This is a genomic window from Sorangium sp. KYC3313, assembly GCF_052075895.1.
Classification (GTDB): domain Bacteria; phylum Myxococcota_A; class Polyangia; order Polyangiales; family Polyangiaceae; genus Sorangium; species Sorangium cellulosum_B.
The window spans coordinates 2,287,488-2,307,683 of sequence record NZ_CP197255.1 but is presented as its reverse complement, the minus strand read 5'-3'; the positions used below and the strand labels follow the sequence as shown (position 1 = coordinate 2,307,683).

General features: G+C 73.8%; 13 protein-coding genes and 1 tRNA gene. 12 read left to right on the top strand and 2 right to left on the bottom strand.

Annotated elements, in window-relative coordinates; translation table 11 throughout:
- Positions 1 to 144: 144 nt before the first annotated feature.
- The 7 genes from ACSRUE_RS09065 to ACSRUE_RS09035 all read left to right on the top strand — a co-directional run bounded on the left by ACSRUE_RS09065 (position 145) and on the right by ACSRUE_RS09035 (position 8,020).
- Complete coding sequence (locus ACSRUE_RS09065; RefSeq protein WP_441290640.1) at positions 145 to 2,994, top strand: hypothetical protein; 2,850 nt, start codon at positions 145 to 147, stop codon at positions 2,992 to 2,994.
- Positions 2,995 to 3,366: 372 nt separating this feature from the next.
- On the top strand, positions 3,367 to 3,672 hold the full coding sequence (locus ACSRUE_RS09060; protein WP_437763709.1) for a hypothetical protein: 306 nt from the start codon (positions 3,367 to 3,369) through the stop codon (positions 3,670 to 3,672).
- Positions 3,669 to 5,003, top strand: coding sequence for a hypothetical protein (locus ACSRUE_RS09055; protein WP_441290639.1), 1,335 nt, complete (start codon positions 3,669 to 3,671; stop codon positions 5,001 to 5,003). The genes ACSRUE_RS09060 and ACSRUE_RS09055 overlap by 4 nt, the downstream gene beginning before the upstream one ends.
- Before the next feature lie 220 nt (positions 5,004 to 5,223).
- Complete coding sequence (locus ACSRUE_RS09050) at positions 5,224 to 6,525, top strand: hypothetical protein (protein WP_441290638.1); 1,302 nt, start codon at positions 5,224 to 5,226, stop codon at positions 6,523 to 6,525.
- 39 nt (positions 6,526 to 6,564) lie between these two features.
- A tRNA-Gln gene (locus tag ACSRUE_RS09045) sits at positions 6,565 to 6,638 on the top strand.
- A 225-nt stretch (positions 6,639 to 6,863) separates the two neighbouring features.
- Positions 6,864 to 7,586: a sigma-70 family RNA polymerase sigma factor gene (locus ACSRUE_RS09040; RefSeq protein WP_441290637.1), complete on the top strand. Its 723-nt coding sequence runs from the start codon at positions 6,864 to 6,866 to the stop codon at positions 7,584 to 7,586.
- Positions 7,583 to 8,020 carry a hypothetical protein gene (locus tag ACSRUE_RS09035; protein WP_441290636.1) on the top strand — a complete coding sequence of 146 codons (438 nt, stop codon included), beginning with the start codon at positions 7,583 to 7,585 and terminating at the stop codon, positions 8,018 to 8,020. Before ACSRUE_RS09040 ends, ACSRUE_RS09035 begins: the two co-directional genes overlap by 4 nt.
- 20 nt (positions 8,021 to 8,040) lie before the next feature.
- Here ACSRUE_RS09035 and ACSRUE_RS09030 read toward each other — a convergent pair whose 3' ends face one another.
- Both ACSRUE_RS09030 and ACSRUE_RS09025 read right to left on the bottom strand, forming a co-directional pair.
- On the bottom strand, positions 8,041 to 8,814 hold the full coding sequence (locus ACSRUE_RS09030; RefSeq protein WP_272102167.1) for a Stp1/IreP family PP2C-type Ser/Thr phosphatase: 774 nt from the start codon (positions 8,812 to 8,814) through the stop codon (positions 8,041 to 8,043).
- Positions 8,815 to 8,987: 173 nt separating this feature from the next.
- Positions 8,988 to 10,181, bottom strand: coding sequence for a S1C family serine protease (locus ACSRUE_RS09025; protein WP_441290635.1), 1,194 nt, complete (start codon positions 10,179 to 10,181; stop codon positions 8,988 to 8,990).
- 263 nt (positions 10,182 to 10,444) lie between these two features.
- On the opposite strand from ACSRUE_RS09025, the gene ACSRUE_RS09020 reads away from it, so the two are divergent.
- The 5 genes from ACSRUE_RS09020 (at position 10,445) to ACSRUE_RS09000 (ending at position 19,877) form a co-directional block, all read left to right on the top strand.
- Positions 10,445 to 11,023 carry an RNA polymerase sigma factor gene (locus tag ACSRUE_RS09020; RefSeq protein ID WP_441290634.1) on the top strand — a complete coding sequence of 193 codons (579 nt, stop codon included), beginning with the start codon at positions 10,445 to 10,447 and terminating at the stop codon, positions 11,021 to 11,023.
- A 5-nt stretch (positions 11,024 to 11,028) separates the two neighbouring features.
- On the top strand, positions 11,029 to 15,660 hold the full coding sequence (locus ACSRUE_RS09015) for a VIT domain-containing protein (RefSeq protein ID WP_441290633.1): 4,632 nt from the start codon (positions 11,029 to 11,031) through the stop codon (positions 15,658 to 15,660).
- Between the two features lie 226 nt (positions 15,661 to 15,886).
- The gene (locus ACSRUE_RS09010) at positions 15,887 to 18,358 is read left to right on the top strand and encodes an AAA family ATPase (RefSeq protein ID WP_441290632.1); all 2,472 of its coding nucleotides are present in this window, start codon (positions 15,887 to 15,889) and stop codon (positions 18,356 to 18,358) included.
- 98 nt (positions 18,359 to 18,456) lie between these two features.
- The gene (locus ACSRUE_RS09005) at positions 18,457 to 18,960 is read left to right on the top strand and encodes a hypothetical protein (protein WP_441290631.1); all 504 of its coding nucleotides are present in this window, start codon (positions 18,457 to 18,459) and stop codon (positions 18,958 to 18,960) included.
- Between the two features lie 11 nt (positions 18,961 to 18,971).
- The gene (locus tag ACSRUE_RS09000; RefSeq protein ID WP_441290630.1) at positions 18,972 to 19,877 is read left to right on the top strand and encodes a 3-hydroxyacyl-CoA dehydrogenase family protein; all 906 of its coding nucleotides are present in this window, start codon (positions 18,972 to 18,974) and stop codon (positions 19,875 to 19,877) included.
- Positions 19,878 to 20,196: the final 319 nt, after the last annotated feature.

The window sequence follows — 20,196 nt, the reverse complement described above, 5'->3', positions numbered from 1 at the left end:
CGCGGCCTTCGCCTCGCGCGACGCCGCACCGCGTCGTGGTCGGAGGTGCGCGCGCGCCGGCGGAGCTTTCATGCGCGGATCCTGACGCCGCCTTCTCACTTTATGGCCGCGAAATCCGCCCGCGAATGGTACTTTTGTCGCTGGATGTCGACCCCTAGCTTTGGCTTTCTGCGTCGCTTCGCGCTGCTCCGCGCGTTCTCGGCCGCCGCGCTGACGGCGGGGATCTTCGCCGCCGCCGCCTCGTGCAGCGTGCCGGACTTCGAGTTCGCGTCGGTATCCGGCCCGCCGGCGCACTGTACGGACGACGTGCAGTCCGACGGCGAGACGGACCTGAACTGCGGCGGCGAGTGTGATCCATGCCCGCTCGACTCCGGCTGCGCGGCGAGCCGCGACTGCGCCGAGGGCGAGTGCATCGACGGCGTCTGCCAGGAAGCGGGTTGCATGAACGACGCCCGCGACGGCTCGGAATCGGACATCGATTGCGGCGGCAGCTGCGACAAGAAGTGCGCGACCGACCAGAAGTGCAACCGGGCCAGCGACTGCGAGAGCGGCGTGTGCCAGGAGGGCCAATGCGTCGCGGCGACCTGCACCGACGGGGTTCCCAACGGCACCGAGAGCGACGTGGACTGCGGCGCCGACTGCGGGGGCTGCCAGGACGGCAGGAACTGCCGCTCGAGCGGGGACTGCCTCAGCGACGATTGCATCGACGGGGTGTGCGGCCCCACCTGCTCGGACGGCTACGCCAACTGCGATCGCCAGGCCGAGGGCGAATGCGAGGTGAACGTCCGCACCGACACGAACAACTGCGGCAGCTGCGGCCTGAAGTGCGCGCTGCCGAACGCGACCGCCGAGTGCCAGGGCGGCGCCTGCAAGGTCAAGGCGTGCGAAGCGCCCTACGCCGACTGCGACGGCGATCCCGAGAACGGCTGTGAGGTGAACACTGCGACGGACTCGAGCCACTGCGGCGGGTGCGACGAGCTGTGCCCGGCCGCGAACGGCGACGCGTATTGCGAGGCGTCGGAGTGCAAGGTCGAGTGCGACGCGGGCTTCACCGACTGCAACGGCCAGGTCGTCGACGGTTGTGAGAGGGCGACTACCCGTGACGTGTTGCACTGCGGCGGGTGCGGCATCGAGTGCGTGCCCGAGGCGGGCGGCAGGCCCTGGTGCCGCAACGGCGTTTGCGGCGAGACGATTTGCCCGGCCGGCAGGGGCGACTGCAACGGCGACCCCGAGGACAGCTGCGAGGTGAATCTGGCCGCCGATCCGGAGAACTGCGGCACGTGCGGCGGCCTGTGCACGGTCGCCAACGGCACCGGCAAGTGCACGGCCACCGGCTGCGCCATCGGCAGCTGCGAGCCGGGCTTCGCCGACTGCGACGGCAGCTACGACAACGGCTGCGAGACGAGCACGGACACGAGCCTCAGCCACTGCGGCGCCTGCGGCGAGACCTGCACCATCGCCGGCGGCACCCCCAAGTGCGAGGGCGGCGACTGCAAGGTGCGGACGTGCAACAGCGGGATGGGCGACTGCGACGGCAATCCGGACAACGGCTGCGAGACGAACGTCAACTCGAACCAGACCCACTGCGGCGCCTGCGCGGCCGCCGGCGGCGTCAACTGCAACACGATCTACGCGAACGCCACCGCGACCTGCCAGGGCGGCGCGTGCTCCTTCGCCGGCTGCAAGGCGGACTACGGCAACTGCAACAGCTCGCTGACCGACGGCTGCGAGGCCAACGTCAGGACCGACGAGGGGAACTGCGGCGCCTGCGGCACCCAGTGCAACCCAATCCACACCACCAGCAACCTGTGCCTCGACGGCACCTGCAACCCGGTGTGCACGAGCGCGCAGTACGACGACTGCGGGGTACCGAGGAACGGCTGCAACATCGACCTGTGGGACGACGAGAGCAACTGCCTCGGCTGCAACCTCGTGTGCCAGAGCGGGGCCAGCGCCCACGTCACCAGCAATCAATGCAGCTCGTCGGGCTGCACCCCGGTGTGCAGCGGCCTGTGGCGCAACTGCGACGGCAACGGCATGAACGGCTGCGAGAAGGACGTCTCCGGCGACGTCAACGCCTGCGGCGCCTGCAACACCCAGTGCCTCCAGGCGCACGCGAGCGCCACCGCCTGCACGGCCGGCACCTGCGTGCCCACCTGCGACCCGGGCTGGAAGGCCTGCGGCGACCCCCGCGAGGGCTGCACGACCCAGCTCGGCACCGCCAGCAACTGCGGCGACTGCGGCCACGTGTGCTCGGGGACGAGGTCCATCTGCTCGAACGGCAACTGCGTCGTCTCGCCGGACATCGTCGTCGTCAACTCGGGCACGACCGGCACCCTGAGCACCATTGGGAATTCGGCGCCCATCATCAACGTGACCCACGCCCTGCAGACACCACGGGACAACGATCGCATGGTCCTTGTCGGGATCGTCGCCTCCGAGAACTCGCTCGTGCCGGTGAGCGTCACCTACGACGGCACGCCGATGACGCTCTTCAACTCGCGGCAGGCCGACAACAACTCCGCCGCGCACATCTACTACCTCCTGGACAGCCAGCTTCCGGCCGCCACCGGCAACAAGCCCGTGGTGGTGCAGATGGCGAACGCGAACACCTGGGGCGTGTACTTCGCCAACGTGGTGGAGCTGAAGGGCGTGCACCAGTCGAACCCGTTCGCGAACGCCACCTCGACCGGCACCCACGCCAACGCGACGGACTGCAGCGGCACGGTGACCCGAGGGGTCAGCACCACCTTCAGCGCGACCAACTCGTTCGTGTACACGGTGATGGCGGCGCGCAACGGCAACACCGGCGCCACCATCAGCCCCACCGCGGCGACCTCCACCATGAACCGGCGCCTGACCGATCCGACGACCATGGTCGCGCTGGCCGGCTATCTCGTGGCCAACTCCAACACCACCATCTCCTGGACGGTGAGCGGCTGCTACAGCACCGCCGGCGTCGGCGTCGCCGTGCGGCGCGCCAGCGGCGGCTGAGCGCCTCGAGGCGCTACGCTCCTCCCGATGGTGGGGTCATTTGAACATCAAGGCGGGAAGAAAATCATCAATGATCTTCCCGACTTCCCGCCTTCATGGGACATCTCTCTGGGCAAATGCCCCCACCACCCGATGACCGGTACCACCTGAAGTCAAAACTATCACGGATACCCGAGCGCCCCCGACGCTCCCCTATGTATATGCCCAGTTGAAAACATTACCGCTCCGGTATCCTCCGGCGCTCACGAGAAATGAGCCACCTGCGCTCGTCAGAAATGGCCCGGACGGGCGGGCGGGCCCGATCGATGCCATGTAGCGCGCCCTCCAGCCGCTGTACCGTGCCGCGCGCGTGTGAGAGGATCGCTCTCGATCATGAAGAGGATCAAGCTCAAGCTCCACAGCGACGAGTACCACCTCAGCGCCGTCGGCTATCTGTTCGAGGACCCGGCGCCCACCGCGGATCCGGCGGGGGTGAGGCCGTTCTCGATCCGCAACACGGTCTTCTCCGAGTTCGATCTGGATCCCGGCAACTACGTGTTCCGCTTCAGGGTCCGGAACGGAATCGGCAAGTTCCAGATCTTCGCCTTCGATCCCAAGACGAACCAGAGCACCCGCGCCGACTACGACACGTCGAGCGGCGCCGACTGCCTCACGTTCCGTTTCACGGTGGCGCCGTGAGGGGCGCCCTGCTGCTCCAGCGCGCCGCGGCGCTGCTCTCGCTCACGCTGGCCGCGCCCGCGCTCGCCCAGGGCGCTGGGCAGCCGTCGGCTCCCGTGCCGCCGGGCGCAGCGCCGCCGGCGCCCATCCCGCCGGCCGCCACCGCGCCCGGCGCCCCCGCGGCGGCCAGCGCCCCCACGGCGCCGGTCCCGTCTGCCGCGCCGAGCACACCCGCCGCGCCGGCGCCGGGCGCTGGCGCGGCCGTGGCGCCCGCGCAGCCGGGCCACGCGATTGCGCCGGTCGCCCCGGCCGCGTCGGGCGTTCCCATCGCCCCCATTGCGCCGCTCGCGCCTGCCGGGGGCGCGGCCATCTCGCCGGCCGCCACGGGCCGCGAGCTCGTCTACCTCGTTCCGGTCGGGGTCACGAGCAGCTCCGGGGGCGCGGCGCTCGCGCGGGCCGGCTTCGGCGTGCTGGCCGGGTTCGGTGAGGTGACGGATCCGACGGCATGGGATGTGAGCGCCGTGCTCGAGGCCGAGGTGGCGGCCGAGGACGGGCTGGCCACGCTGTTCGGGTTCTCCGGCGCCGGCGACGCGGCCCAGACGCCCACCGGCACCCTGCGCCTGTCCGCCTCGTTCGCGCGGCTCGACTTCGAGGGGGAGGGCAGCTCGGCCTATCCCCCGTTGATCCTCTACGTCGGCGGCGCGATCGGCCGCACCCGGTTCAGCTACCTGGGTCCGGGCCCCGAGCGGCGCGACCAGAGCCTGCCGCCGACCTACGCGCCGCGCGAGCTCACCGCTGTCCCCTGGAGCGTCGGCGCGGCGGCGGTCTACGTCGGCGAGGGCGGGAAGAAGGTCGCGCCCACGCTCGAAGGGGAGATCAAGTTCGACTCGCGCTGGACCGCGTCGACGGACACGCTCGAGTGGTGCGAGCCCGCGGGCGACGTCGTCCACGGCGTGGATCCGGTCACCCAGTCCACCGCGTTCGTCCCTGCCACGCGCTGCAGGCAGGAGGTGCTCGGCGCGCCGGTGCAGAGCCAGGAGCTCACGATCACGGCGCACGCCGGGCTCGTCGACAAGGTGGCGAACGCCACGTTCCGCGCGGCGCTCGGCGCGAAGGTGGCGGTCGCGCTCAACGACGAGGCGCCCGCCGATGTCCGCCTCAGCCTCCGCGCCCCGGTCCACGTGACGCTGGCGCGCGCGCCGGTGGGGACGGAGTACCGCGGGCTCATCCGGCTGATGCCAGCGCTCAACGTGATCCGTAGCTCGACCGGAGGGACGGACGTCAGCGGCACGCTCGAGATCGCCTTCCTCGGCCAGCGCGCGATGTTCGCCGACAACTACACCGACCTCTGACGTCGGGCCGCGACACGCTGCGCGGCCGCCTCGTCCGCGCAGCGTGCGTCGCCGCGCCCTCGCCCGCGCAGCGTCGCCGCGCCCCCGGCCTGGGCGCCTGCCCCGCCCGGCACCTTTCTTGGCCCACCGCGCCAGCATCCGCTACCGACGCACGAGAGCAGCGGAGGTGCACCCGGAAGCAGCATCGGGTGGGCCGCCGCGGCTCGCTAGGGAGACAGCGATGGGCCCGAGCGCAGCGTACAAGGTGGAGGGGCTTGGCGACGGCGTGCCGGCGTCGGGCGGCGCAGAGCGGCGCGAGCAGGGGCAGCTGAGCAGCCTCTGCAGCGCCCCCACGATGCCGTTCACGTCGGACGCCGGCGGCGCGGAGGAGGCACCGGCGGAGTCGAAGCCCTGGTGCATCGACCGCGGCGACTTTCTCGAGGCGATGAGCACGGTCGCGCTCTGGCGCGCGCTGGAGCTGGGGGAGCTCCCCCACAGCACGCGCGTCTGGCGCGAAGGCCTCGAGTGCTGGACGCCTGCCGGCGACGTGAAGGCGCTCGGCTGGACCATTTCCCAGCCGCCCCCGCGCGACGAGGCGCCCGCCCTCTCCGCCGCGGGCGAGGCGCCTGAGTCCACCGGCCCGCTCAGCTTCGCGCTGACGCCGGACGACCTCAGCTCCGTCGCGCCCCGCTTCCACCAGGGCGCCCCCGCGAAGGCGCGCGGCGAGCGCGCCGAGGCCTTCACCCTCGGCCGGTTCCCGCTGGCCGAGGCCGTGCTGCGGCGGGACAGCCCCTCGCAGCCGATTTCTCTTGACATTCCGTCCTGTTTCCCCTCGGCCCCCTCGTCCCCGCCCGACACGCTCCCGAGCGCCGTGGCGCCGAGGCCCGGCGCCGCGAGGCCCGGGCTCGGGCCGGCGCGCGGCGCGCGCGACGCGGATCAGACGCCGCGCGGGCGCGTGTCGGGCACCTGGTCGCGGCTCGCGCGGCGCGCCCGCGTCTCTCGCGGCGCCGCCGGCGCGGCCGCGGGCAGCGCGGCGCTCGTGCTCGTGCTGGGCCTCTCGGTGCTGAGCGTGGTCGCCCCTGCGGCCTCGCCTGCGAGGCCTGCGGCCGCGCCGGCGGCGCACCTCGGCGTGGCCCAGGGCGTCGCGGCTGCCGCCGCGCAGGTCGCCCTGCCCGCCCCGGAGCTCGCCGCGAGCGCCGGCGCTGCGACGCTCGCCGCGGCGGCCCCGGCGCGCGACGGCGCTGCGGCGCTCGCCGCGGCGGCCCCGGCGCGCGACGGCGCTGCGGCCGACGCGACCTCGGCGCGCGAGGAAGCGGCCGCGACCCCGGGCGACGACACCGGCGCGCCCGCGCTGCCGCTCCACCGGGCGGAGAAGGCCTCGGTGTCCGGCGCGAAGCCGGCGCCGGCGGGTCGCCGCGAGCGCGGGCAGTTCCGCCTGAGGCGAGGCCGATCCGAGGCGGACGCCACGCGCGGCATCAGCCATCCGGCCCGCAGAGCCGACTCATGGACCGGGACGGGTGCCATCCTGCGCGACTCGCGCTAAGGTGCGCGCCGCGCGGCGGTCGGCTCCGTCCCGCAGCACTCCGGCGTCGTTCAAGGGCAGGACGGGGGACTTTGAATCCCCTAATCGTGGTTCGAATCCACGCGCCGGAACCATCGAGCCCTCACGCCCTCTGAGGGGGGTCATGGCGGCCGATCTTCATCGCGTGGGCGAGAGCGCCTCGGGCGAGGTCGCGCCGCCTCGCGGGTGCGTCCTGCGCCGTCACCCGCTCGCTATTGTCTGGCGCGGTCGAGCCGGGGTTGTTTACCGTGGTCTCACCGAGGGCTCTGCGCCTGCCGCGGGGCGTGCGCGAGCCCCTGGCTCCTGGAGGACCGGACGGCGTGGCGAGCGATGAAGGGGCCCGCGGACGCGGAGCCCCTACCCATGTAGATACGGACCGCGGAGGCGGCTCTCCGCCCCCTGCGGGCGCTGAGCTCGGGCGCGCGTCGTCGGCGCCGCTCGAGGCGGGCGAGGCGCAGTTCATCGCGCGGCTCGTCGCGCGCGACGAGAGCGCGTTCAACGAGCTCGTGATCATGTACGAGCGCCGCGTGTTCGCGCTCGTCTACCGCATGCTCGGCCGGCGTGACGAGGCCGAGGACGTGTCCCAGGAAGTCTTCGTGCAGGTCTTCAAGGCGATCGATCAGTTCCGCGGCGAATCGAAGCTCTCGACGTGGATCTATCGGATCGCCGTGAATCTCTGCAAAAACCGGACGAAGTACCTCTCGCGGCGGCACGCCGGCGCCCAGGACGACGTCGATGCCATGGCCGAGCGGGTGCCGCTGTCCGCGGCCAAGGGCGTGAGCGTCGGCGACGTGAGCCGCCCCGACGAGCTGGTGGAGGGGATGCAGCTCGAGGCGGTCGTGAAGCGCGCCATCGGGCAGCTCGATCCCGAGTTCCGGGAGGCGCTCATCCTTCGCGACGTGGAGGACATGTCGTACGAAGAGATCGCCTCGGTCACGGGTTTGCCGGACGGGACGGTGAAGAGCCGGATCCATCGCGCGCGCGGCCAGCTCCGCGCGCTGGTCGAGAAGATGATGGGCGAGAAGGTGAGGGGCGGGAAATGAGCGGAGCGGACGACCCGAAGCGCACGGGGCGAGCCGAGGAGCCGGCCGCTTCGGGCGCGGAGAGCGGCAGCCGTCCCCCGGCGCCCCCCATCGAGCGCCCGCCCGCCGCGCCCCTGCGCGACCTGCCCGAGGACGGCGACCTGCCCGAGGACGGCGATCTCCCCGAGGACGGCGACTTGCCGCTCGTCGACGAGCTGGATCTGCGCGAGCTGGTCCGGGGGGCGATGCGTCCGCCGCCAGCGGCGCCGCCGAGCCTTCTCCGCGGCGTGCAGCGCCGGATCCGGGTGCGCTCGCGGGGGAAGTTCTACGGCGACGGCTGGAGCACCGCGCGTTCGCCGCGCTCGACCTACCTGATGACGAGCCTCTTCATGCTCGCGCTCATCGCCTTCGTCTTCCTGGTCCTCATCCCCTGGAGCGGCGGCGCCCTGCCCTGATCACCGTCGCCGAGCGGCGGTCACTGGGTCCAACGAACGAGCACGCACGTGACGTTGTCGGGCCCGCCGTTCTCGTTGGCGCGCTCGATCATCTTGGCGGTCGCGACCTGGATGTCCTGATGCTCCGTCAGGATCTGGGTCATCTCCAGATCGCTCACCGGCCCGGAGAGCCCGTCGGAGCAGAGGATGTACGTGTCGTTCAGCTGCGGCACCTCGAAGCGGGTGTCGACCTTGACCGTGTCCTTCATCCCGAGCGCGCGCACGATCACGTTCTTGTGCGGGAAGTTCGCGATCTCCTCGGGCGTGAGGCGCTTCATCTTGATGTAGTCGTTGAGGAGCGAGTGGTCCTCGGTGAGCATCTCGAGCCGGCCCTCGCGGAAGCGGTAGACCCGGCTGTCGCCGACGTGGGCGACGTAGACGCCGTCGTTCGCCGTGAAGATGCCGACGAACGTCGTCCCCATGCCCCGCTTCTTCGCCTCGCGCTGCGCGGTCTCGTAGATCCGCAGGTTGGCGAGCTTGATCCCCGTGATCAGCCGGTTCTCTTCGTAGCCCTTGGACCGGTCCATCTTGTAGGGCCAGGTCCGCTCCGGGTCGTCCTGCGTCTGGGCGAAGAAGTCCTGCATCGCGTCGACCGCCATCTTCGACGCGACCTCGCCCGACGCATGCCCCCCCATTCCATCGGCGACCATGAAGAGGCCGTACTCCACCATGATGCCGAAGTTGTCCTCGTTGTGGTTGCGCTTGCGCCCGACGTTCGTCTCGCCGGCCACTTCGATTCGAAACGTTTGGGACACGGATCACCCGATCGATGGCCCCGCGCGAGGCGCGGGGTTGAATGAGAACCGCGAGCGCGCCCGTCCGAGCCGCTCGAGCCCGATCCTGGAGGTTCGGTCGACGGGGTGTCAACCGGGTCGGGCCCGAGCGCCGAGCTTATAGAATCCGCGCGCGGCCCCGCATCATTTTTTGCTTACTTGCGGTACTCCTCGGTCGACTTGCCGCTTGAGCTCGGCGGCGGGAGCTCGGCCTCCGGCCGCTTCGCCGCGGCGGCCGACGGCTCCGGCGCAGCGCGGAGCACGACCGTGACCTGCCGGTACTTCCCGCGGCTCAGCAAGGTGAGCGGGACCTTCTCGCCGACCGCGTGCGTCCGGATCGCGTCGGAGAGCGCCTCGGGGCTGGTGACGGGCACGCCGTCGACGGCGAGGATCATGTCGCTCTCCGCGCGATCGCCGCCCGTCAAGCGGGCCTCGTCCGCAGGGCTCTCGGGGTGCACCACGGTGACCCGGACCCCCTTCGCGACCGGCGTCGCCTCGCTCACGCCCTGGATCCCGAGCCACGCCGCGGGCGGCACGGCCGTCGGCGGCACCGCGCGAAGGAACGCCCTGATCGCGCTGATCGGCACGCCGAACGCGACGGGCGTGCAGGGCTTGCCCTCGTTCGGGACGCAGCCGCGGCCCAGGATCGCGACAACGCGGCCGTCCTCGTCGATGATGGGCGCGCCCAGATCGAGCGGCGAGACGCGCGAGCCGAGCTCGATCGCGCGCTCGAGCGGCCGGTCGTCGCCGCCGATCAGCGTCCGGTGCGATCGCAGCACGAGCGAGGTCGCCGCGACCTTGCCGCGCGCCGCCGAGAACGAGCGGATCTGCGCGTCCGGCCGCACCGGATCGCGCGACGAGGCGGTGAGCCCCTCGGCCCACTTGCCGGTCTGCGGCACGAGCAGCGCGAGATCCCACACGCGGTCGTGGTGGCCGAGCTTCACCCGCACGGTGGTCCCGTCGGCGAGGCGCGCCGTGAGGTCGTTGCCCGCGCCGAGCGGCGAGAGCGCCGTCAGGATGCGCCCGTCGCCGGCGAGCGCCGCGCCGAGGCCGAGGACCTGCCCGCCGCGCTCGATGACCACCACGCCGCGCGCGGCGCGCTCCTCCACCGGCGGCTCCGCCTTGTCCTTCTCGGCCAGGCCCCCCTTCGGCTCGGCGGCGGCCGCCTTCTTCTCCTTCCCGCCCGCGCTGGCCCGGGTCGGGAGCACCCCCCGCTTGCCGGCCGGCGGGGCTTCACCCTCCCCCTGCGCCTCGCCCGGCGCGCCCTGCGCGAGCGCCGCGGGGGCGGCGAGCGCTGCGGCGGCGGACACGGCAGCGGCGAGCGCCAGCGACCGTCTCCATCGCTTCACACGCGACCTGTCAACGGGATCGCTCGGCGCCGCGCCTCGGGGCGCGGCGGCCTTTGTGACACCAGGCGGGCTTGTCTCGTTCATAAGCGCGGCTCCTGAGGCGACGGCCGATTCTGCTGCGGCGGGGATCGCATTGCAAAAGGCAAAGGCCGGACCGCGCTGTACCGTGGGATCGGGCACCGGAGTCCGCCGGGGGCGGGGGCGAAAAAAAATCCGGTCACGAACTCGGGGGACGGGGGCACATGGCCGGCGATGAGGCAGCGATGGCAGCTGGGTTAGCGCTCGTTGGGTCGGAGGGCGACACGCGGGCCGACGAGGCGCGCGCGATCGAGGTGCTGATCGGGGCAGGCGACTTCCGGGAAGCGCTGTCGCGGTGTGCGAAGGCCTACGCCATGCCGCTGGGCCGGCTGTGCATGGCGTTCACGGGGTCGCAGGCCGAGAGCGAGGAGCTGGTGCAGGAGACGCTGCTCGCGGCGTTCGATGCGTTCCCGCAGTACCGCGCCGAGGGGAGCGTGCGGGCCTGGCTCTTCGGGATCGCGCGGCGCCTCTGCGGGCGGCACACGGAGCTCAGGGCGCGGCGCGAGGCGCGGCTGCGCCTCGTCCACGACACCCGGCCGCGGCCCGACGCGAGCGAGCTCGCCGCGGAGCGCGAGCGGGCCGAGCGCGCCCGCGCCGCGCTCTCGCGGCTCAAGCCGAGCGAGCGCGAGGCGGTGGTGCTGCGCTTCGAGGCGGGCCTCTCCTTCAAGGAGGTGGCCATCGCGTGCGGGATCGACGAGGCGGCGGCGCGGAAGCGGGTGAGCCGCGCGCTTTCGCGGCTCAGGGCCGAGCTGGGCGAGGAGTGAGGGCGATGGGCGCGACAGAGACGGGTTCGGTTGGGCTTTGCGGCGAGGTCGAGGAGCAGCTCGCGGAGGTGCTCGACGGGACGGCGCGGCCGGCGCTGTACGAGCACATCGCCGGCTGCGACGCGTGCCGCGATCTCCGCCACGACGCGGCGCGCGCCGCGGAGGTCGCCGCGGCGGCCGGCGCGGACTTCCGGCCGGCGGACGGATTCGCGGACGCGCTGCTCCGGCGGATCGAGGCGGCGCGCCCCTCGGAGGGCGCGACGAGCGGCGCGGTCCTGAAGGTGGCGGCCGACGAGCAACACGGCGCCGCTGGCGCGCGATCCGGCGTGACCGAGGGGCGATCGGACATCGCCGAAGGGCGATCCGACACCGGTGAAGCGCGATCGGAGACTGCCGAAGCGCGATCGGACACCGCTGAAGCGCGATCCGACATCGCCGAGCAGCGATCGGACATCGCCGAAGGGCGATCCGACACGGCCGACGTCCGATCCGGCGCCACCGAAGAGCGTTCCCCTGCGCCCAGGCCGCGTTCCGACACGTCCGGAGCGCGATCCGGCGCGGCCGAGGCGCGCACGGGCGGACCGCGCTCCACGATGCCGGAGCGAACCGCGCCGGCAGCGCGCCGCGCGGCCTTCGGGCGGCGCTCGGCCTTCGCCGCCGCCGCCCTGGCCGCGGCGGCGGCGGTAGCGGCCGGCGTCGCCCTGCGGCGCGGCGGCGAAACAGCGGGGCCGTCCGTCGCCGCGGCGGCCGGGGCGCCGTGGTCCGGCAAGGTCGCCTCGGTGTCGCGCGCGTCGGCCGACAGGTCGGGCGGCCTCGAGGCGTGCGACGCCGCGGGCGCCTGCGCGCCGCTCGCCGCGGGCGCCCCGCTCCCGGAGGGCGCGACCCTGCGCACCGACGCGCGGACGCGCGCCCACCTGTCGCTCGCGGACGGCTCCGCGCTCGCCATCGACCGCGGCTCCCGCGTGTGGATCGCCGGCGACGGCCGCCGCGCGCGCGTCGACGAGGGCGCCGTCGTCCTCGACGTCACCCCGGCCCCCGGCGCGCCGCCCGCGCGCATCGAGGTGCCGCACGGCCAGATCGAGGTGCTCGGGACCAAGCTCGCGATCACCGCGGGCGCCGGGCGCGCCTCGGTCGAGGTGGCCCGCGGCGCCGTGCGCGTCACCGGCGAGCGCGGCGAGCCCGTCGAGGTGCGCGCCGGCGAGGAGGCGACGCTCGCGAAGGGCGCCGCGCCCGAGGTCGCGAGCGCGACGTCGCTCGCCGACACGCTCGAGTGGAGCGACCGCTCCGCCGAGGAGGCCGACGCCCCGGCGCTCCGCGGCCTCGGCGAGCTCAGGGCGCGCAAGCCGGGCGCGACGCAGGAGAAGGAGCGGGCCGTCCGGCTCGCCAGGCACGCCGTCAAGGTACGGATCGTCGACGTCGTCGCCAGGACCGAGATCGACGAGACCTTCGCCAACGACACCGACGAGGAGCTCGAGGGCATCTTCCGGTTCCCGCTCCCGCCGGGCGCGCAGATCGAGCGGCTCGCGCTCGAGGTGGACGGCAAGCTCATCGAGGGCGCGTTCGTCGATCGCGATCGCGGGGCCGCGATCTGGCGCGGCGTCCTCCAGAACGCCGCCCCCAAGGCGCCCAAGCCGCGCGAGGAGATCATCTGGGTCCCCGGCCCGTGGCGTGACCCCGCGCTGCTCGAGTGGCAGCGGGGCGGCCGGTTCGAGCTGCGCATCTTCCCCATCCCGAAGCGCGGCTCGCGGCGCGTCGTGCTCACCTACACGCAGCTCGTCGAGCAGGCCGGCGGCGTCCGGCGCTTCACCTACCCGCTCGCGCACGACCAGAGCGGCACGACGAACATCGGCGACTTCTCGCTCGACGTGCAGGTGCTCGGCCACGACCGGGAGTTCGGCGTCGCGACGCGCGGCTACGAGCTCGCCGCCGCGCCCGCGGACGGCGCGGCCGACCGCCGCACGCTGGAGGCCCGCGGGTTCACGCCGGCCGGCGACCTCACGGTCGAGTACGCGCTCCCCGATCGCGACCGGCCCGTCACCGCCTGGGCGTACCGGATGCCCCCCGCCCCGGCGCAGGCCGCGCCGCCCGCGACGTCCCAGGCGCGGCGCGGCGCGGCCGGCGCGCCGAAGCGCGACGGCGCGGAGCACGAGGCCTCCCTCGCCGCGGCGCAGGCCATCGCGAGCGACACGTCGCCGTACGTCGCGATCGCGATCCGGCCCCGGCTCCCCCGGTGGCAGGAGTCGACCTCGCGGCGCCACGCGATCGTCGTCGACTCGAGCCGATCCATGGTCGGCGAGCGGTTCGCGCGCGCGACGCGGCTCGCCTCGTCGCTCGTCCGCGAGATGGACCGGCGCGACGAGGTCGTCGTGCTCGCGTGCGACACCCTCTGCCGCTCGCTCGGCGACGCCGGCCAGGGCGGCGCCGCGCGCCCCATGGCCCCCGGCGCCGCCTCGGCGGGCGAGGTCGAGCGCTTCCTCGGCGGCATCGAGCCCGACGGCGGCAGCGATCTCGCCGCGGCGATGATCGCGGCGCGCGCGGCCGCCGGCCCGCTCGACGGCAAGGAGCTCCGGATCATCTACCTCGGCGACGGCACGCCCTCGGTCGGCCCGACGCGCCCCGCCCACATCGAGGCCGCGGCGCGCGGCGCGGTCCCCGCGGACGGCGCCGCCGCCGTGGTCGCGGTCGCGCTCGGGAGCGACGCGGACACCACGTCGCTCAGGGCGCTCGCGCGGGGCGGCGGCGGGGTGATGGTCCCCTACGTGCCCGGCCAGAAGGTCGCGAGCGCGGCGCAGTCGGTCCTCGGCGCGGCGTACGGCCTCGCGCTGCGCGATCCCGAGATCGAGCTCCCGCCCGGCCTGACCCAGGTCACGCCGGCGCGGCTCGATCCGATCCGCGCCGGCGGCGAGGCGCTCGTCGTGGCGCGGATGAGCTCCGGGGCCGACGTGAGCGGCGCGATCCGCCTCCGCGGCCGCGTCTCGGGCGAGCGCTTCGAGCAGACCTACCCCGTCAACATCGTCGCCGCGACCGGCGCGGGCAACGCCTTCGTCCCGCGCCTCTACGCCGCGGCGAAGATCGCGGAGCTCGAGGAGACCGGCGGCGACGCGCAGAAGCCCGCCATCATCGAGCTGTCGCGGCGCTTCTCGGTGGCGAGCCGGTTCACCTCGCTGCTCGTCCTGGAGAGCGAGGCGATGTTCAAGGCGTTCGGCCTCGAGCGAGACGGCATCACCTCCGCCTTCACGGGCGAGGAGCAGGCCGAGCGCGTGAGCGCGAGCGCCGAGGGGGAGGCGCCCGGCAACGCGGCGGACGAGGGCGCCGAGGAGAAGGGCGACGCGCTCGGGGGCCTCGGCCTGTCGGGCAGCGGCAGGGGCGGCGGCGGCTCCGGCTGGCCGGACGCCACGCCGGCCGCGAAGGCGGAGTCTCGCACGTCGGCCGGCGCCCGCCCGGCGTCGCCCGCCAAGCGACGACTCCAAGAGCTCGATCCCCTCTCGGGCTCGCTCGACGACATGCCTGCGCCTGCGCCTGCGCCGACGGCCGCCGCGCCCGCGGAGCCGAAGCCGGCGCCCCCGCTGGACGAGCGCGCCCGGAGATCGCGCGACGACGACCTCTTTGCCGCCGAGGAGTGGTCGCGCCCGCGGCCGCGGCGGATGATCCCGATGCGCCGGGTGTTCGATCGCAAGGTGAGCTTCGACGCGACGAACACGCTCGCGCCAGAGAGCGCCGCGAAGACCGCGGCCGCCGAGGCGGCGCTCGCGGCGGCCCCGGACAGCCGCGACAGGACGGCGGGGCTCTACGCGCTCTACGCCACGACCGGCCGCCTCGGCGAGGCCCAGGAGCTGACCGCGCGCTGGAGCGGGCGCGACGCGCTCGATCCCGACGCGCTCATCGCCCGCGCCGACCTCGCGGCGCGGCAGGGCCAGCGCGACCGCGCCGCGCGCATCCTCGGCGGCCTCGCCGACGTGCGCCCCGGCGACCGGGCCACCCAGGCGCGGCTCGCCGAGCTCTGGGACGCCGCGGGCCGGCCCGCGTTCGCGTGCCAGCACCGGGTGGCGCTCGCCGACCTCGCGCCCGCCGACGCGAAGCTCGTCGCCGCCGCGATCCGGTGCGCCGGCGAGGGCGGCATGAGCGAGCTCGCGAGCCAGCTCCGCCTCGACGCGACCTCCGCCATCCGCGCGGAGATCGACCGGCGGCTCGCGCAGCCGGACGCGGCGCCGGCCGCCGACCTGCCCGGCGACGTGCGGCTCAGCGCCGAGTGGACCGGCGGGGCCGACCTCGACCTCTCCCTCATCGACGCGCAGGGGCGGCGCGTCTCGTGGATGGGCGCGACCCTCCCGTCGGTGGGTGTGCGCTCGCGCGACGCGACGAGCACGCGCTCGGAGTCCCTCGCGCTGCGGAGCCTCCCCAAGGGGAGCTACGTCGTCGAGATCGCGCGCGCGTCGGCCGAGGAGGGCGCCGGCGCCTCGAGCCCCGGGGCCAGCGCGCCGGGCCCGGTCCGCGGCGAGCTGACCCTGCGCCTCGCGGGAGAGACCCGCAAGGTGCCCTTCACGCTCGACGGCGCGCGCCTCGAGCTCGGCACGGTGCGCGTCTTCTTCACCTCCCGCCTGGTGCCGGTCGACGGCCTGGCGGCCCCGCGGTTCTGAGGAAACGGACGAAACTGAAGGAACGGACGAAGACGAACCAGACGGGAACGACCTCCGCCCACGCGCGGCGGCTCTCGCTTGCGCACCCCTCCCTTCACATGTCCTGAACGACCCTCGCAGCGCGCTTCCGTAACAACTTCATCGCCCCCCGGGTGCGCTCGCCCGGGGATCGAGCGGCCCTCCCGCCGCGCTCGTGTCGGGCGGAGATACCCGATACAGTTTCGACATGAATCCGCTCGTCCCGGACTTCATCCTCGAACAGGACGCCGAAGGGCAATACGCGGGAGCGGTCGACGCGGCTGTCCTGCACGTCTCGCTGCCGGCGATCGTGGAGCTCGCCGAGCAGATGATCGTGCACCAGGCGCTCGATCCGGACGCGCTGCGCTCGTTCTTCGATCCGCTGTTCGAGGCCGTGCACCAGTCGGGCGGGTTCGTCGCGTCGCTGTCGCCCGCCGGCGGGTTCACCGCGCTGTTCCCCGATCGGCCCGGGCGCAACGTCACCCGGCACGCCCGCAGCGCGGCGCTCGCGATGCGGCGCAGCCTCCTGGAGCTCGCGGCGCGGCGCGCGCTGGGCGTCGGGGGCGCGCAGACGCCGTTCAGGATCGGGCTCGCCTGGGGCACGGTCCACTGGACGATCGTGCGCATCGCCCCGGATCGCGCGTACTTCCTGATCTACGGCCCCGCGATGGAGGCCTGCCAGGCGACCGACCGCGGGGTGGACGACAGCGAGCTCCACCTCGATCGCAGCTTCCGCGAGCGGCTCCCCGCGGCGAGCGCGCGGGAGAGCGTGGCGGAGCTCGACGAGGCCGATCTCCTGAGCGGGCCCCCCTCGCTGACGATCGCGTCGGCCCCGACGGACGCGGACGTCGAGGCGTTCCTGCCGCCGGGCGCGGGCGATCTCGCGCCGGAGGGCGAGATCCGCGAGGTGACGACGGTGTCGGTCTCGCTCGATCGGGTGGAGAGCCCGACGGAGCTCCTCCAGCAGCTGCACGAGATCTCGGCCATGTACGGCGCGACGTTCGCCGGCATGACCGTGGCGGAGCGCGGCTTCGGCGCGCAGTTCTACTTCGGCGCGCCCGTCGCGCACGAGAGCGACCACGATCGCGCCCTCGACTTCGCGCTCGAGCTGAAGAGCAACGGCCTCGGCGTGCCCCGGCTCGCGGTGGGCGTCACCCGCGCGCGCTGCCTGGTCGGCTTCTTCGGCGCCGTGGGCCGCCGCGAGTTCGCGTGCGTCGGCCGCGCCATCCACCTCGCCGCGCAGATCGCGCGGAAGGCCGCGCCGTCGTCGATCTGGGCGGACGAGCGGGCGTTCCGCGCGGGCGAGGCGAGCCACCAGTGGTCGACGGAGAACATCTTCCGGTTCGACGGGTTCGATCTGCCGATCCTCGTGTACTCGCTCGAGCGGCGGCGCATCGCCGTGCAAGAGGAGTTCTACGACCTCGGCCCCATCGGCCGCGAGGTCGAGCTCGGGCGGCTGACGCAGGCGCTCGAGCCCCTGTTCACCGGGCGCTCCGCGGGCGTCGTGTACATCCTCGGCGAGGCGGGCATCGGCAAGAGCTACCTCGTGCACAGCTACCGCCACCAGCGCGCGCAGCTCATGGACATGCGCCCGCTCCTGTGGATCGAGGCCCGCTGCGATCAGACGCTGAGGACCCCGCTCTACGCGTTCGAGTTCGCGCTCAAGGAGTACCTCGGGATCTCGTCGGAGCTCGGCCAGCGGGCCAAGGAGGCGGGGCTCGATCTCGCGCTGGAGCTCCTCCTGGAGCGGCTGCCCGAGAGCTGGACCGAGGTGCGGGCCGGGATCGACAGGTCGCGCGGGGCGTTCGCGCGGCTGCTCAGGCTGCGCGGCCAGGAGGCCGGGGACGAGGCCGGGGGGCCCGACGAGGTCCTCGGGGCGCTCGCCGCGCTGCTCGTCGCGGAGAGCTCGCTGCAGCCGGTGGTGGTGCACCTCGACGACGCGCAGTGGGCCGATCGGACCTCGCTCGACGCGGTGCGCGCGATCACGGCCGCCTGCAGGGACCTGCCGCTGGCGGTGATCTGCTCGGCGCGGCCGGCGGCGTCCTCGGAGGAGGGGGTGGACGCGCGCATCCCGCTCGACGCCGGCATCCCGTCGCAGGCGATCGAGCTCGCGCCGCTCCCGGCGGAGCGGCTGCTCGCGCTCGCGGAGCCGTTCTTCGGCGGCCCGCTCCCCACGATGCTCGGGTCGCTGCTCGGCCAGACCGCGGGGGGGAACCCGTTCTTCGCGCAGGAGATCCTCGCGTACTGGCTGGAGGACGGGCGGTACGGGTCGGCCCACGACGCCGCGCGCTCGAGCCGGTTCATGCCGCCGCGGACCGTGAACAGCCTGCTCGTCGCGCGGCTCGAGCGGCTCGAGCCGCGGACGCGGCAGACGGTGATCTCCGCCGCGGTGCTGGGGCGCGAGTTCGACACGCGCGTGCTCGCCCGGATGATCCCGGACGCCTCGGCGCTCGTGGATCACCTGCGCTTCGGCGAGGCGCAGCGGATCTGGTCGCGGATGGGGGAGCACCGCTTCGAGTTCTGCACGGTGCTGATCCGCGACGCCGCGTACGGGATGCAGCCGGAGGAGTCGGCGGAGCGGCAGCACCGCCTCGCGGCGGAGGCGATCGAGGCCGTCTACGGCGACGATCTCGAGGACCAGCGCGCGGCGCTCGACAGCCACCGGCGGCTCGCGGGCTGAGCGCGCCCGGCCGGCGGGGCGCGGGCCGTACGTGGGCGGTAGGTGGAAGCGCGTGGAACCCCTCGACGCCGCTTTCGAAGTGCGGCAACTGTCCGCGCATGAGCACGGCCCATCACGAGGCTCACGCGGCCCCGGCGCACGACGTGAGCGATCACCATGGCTTCGACGGGGAGCCCGCCCGCGCGCTGCCGGCGGACGAGCCGCCCACCCCGAACTGGGTCCCCGCGCTGGGGCTCGCGGTCTTCGTGATGGCTGGCGTCACGTGTCTCGCGATGAACAGCGACGACGACGGCGCCGCGGGGCAGGCCGCGCCGGCGGGCGCGCGCCCGGCTGCGGCCGAGGTTCGTCCGGCCGCGGCCGGCGCTCGCCCCGCCCCGGCTGCCGCCCGCCCGGCGACCGCCGAGGCTCGGCCCGGCGCGCGCCCCGCGGCGCCGACCGGGCCCGCGGCAGGGCCGGCCGCGGAGACCCTGCGCGCCGGCGCGGCCGGCACCGCCGCGCCGGGCCCGGCGAACCTGCGCAAGCTGACGCCGCAGGAGGTGGATCTGGTGCGCAAGCGCATGGAGGCGCGGCAGAAGGACGGCGCCCCGGCTCCGTCGAAGTGAGCGCGATCGCAATGGACCCCGCCGCAGCGCGCATGCGCACGGTGCTGGTGCTCGGCGCGGGCACGATGGGCCAGGGGATCGCGCAGGTCACGGCGGTCGCCGGCTACGTGACGCGCCTCTACGACGTCGACGCCGCGCGGATCGGCGCGGCGATCGAGGACATCAAGCGCGCGACCGATCGCCTCGTCCAGAAGGGCAGGATGCTCAACGAGGCGCGCAGCGAGATGATCGGGATGCTCGTGGCGTCGCCGGATCTCGAGCGCGCGGCGGCGGACGCCGATCTCGTGATCGAGGCGGTGCCCGAGCGGATGGACCTCAAGGTCGAGGTGCTCGGCCGGGTGAAGGCGGCGGCGCCGGAGCGGGCGCTGCTCGGCACGAACACGTCGAGCCTGAGCGTCACGGAGCTCGGGCGCCGGCTCGACGCGGGCGGGCGCACGATCGGCCTGCACTTCTTCAACCCGCCGCCGGTGATGGAGCTGCTCGAGGTGGTGCGGGGGCTCGAGACCGACGAGGCGACGGTGACGGCGGCGCTCTCGGTGGCGAGGCGCCTGGACAAGACGCCGATCGTGGTGAACGACACGCCCGGCTTCGCGACGAGCCGGCTCGGCGTGGCGCTCGGCGCAGAGGCGATGCGGATGCTGGAGGCCGGGGTGGCGTCGGCCGTCGACATCGATCGGGCGATGGAGCTCGGGTACCGGCACCCGATGGGGCCGCTCAAGCTGACGGACCTCGTGGGGCTCGACGTGCGGCTCGCCATCCTGGAGCACCTCCACCGCGAGGTGGGGGAGCAGTTCCGGCCGCCGGTGATCCTGCGGCAGATGGTGCGGGCGGGGAAGCTCGGAAAGAAGACGGGCGAAGGGTTCTATCGGTGGACGGAGGCGGGGGCCCAGCCCAGCGACGCCTGGCGTCGCGGGTAGGGAGCGCGGCGCCAGCTCGTCGATTGATACGCGTCCTCAGAATACGGTTCCTCGAAAGAATACGTGGGTGAGCCAAGGCGGCTCCGGCAGGTTCCCGGGCGCGCGGTAGGTAGAGGGTGCTCTCCGCGTGTTCGTGCGTCCGAGATCGATACGCTCTCTGGGGGCATCATCGTACCTCCAGCCGACGTCGTCGATGATCTCGGATTTTAACGCCAAGGCGCCAAGACGCAAAAAGGCAAGAGAGAGAGAGGTCGTCCTATCGCTGCGTCGACGACAACCTCGGCCCTCTCGCTCGGACCGACAAGCACGTCTTCAAGAA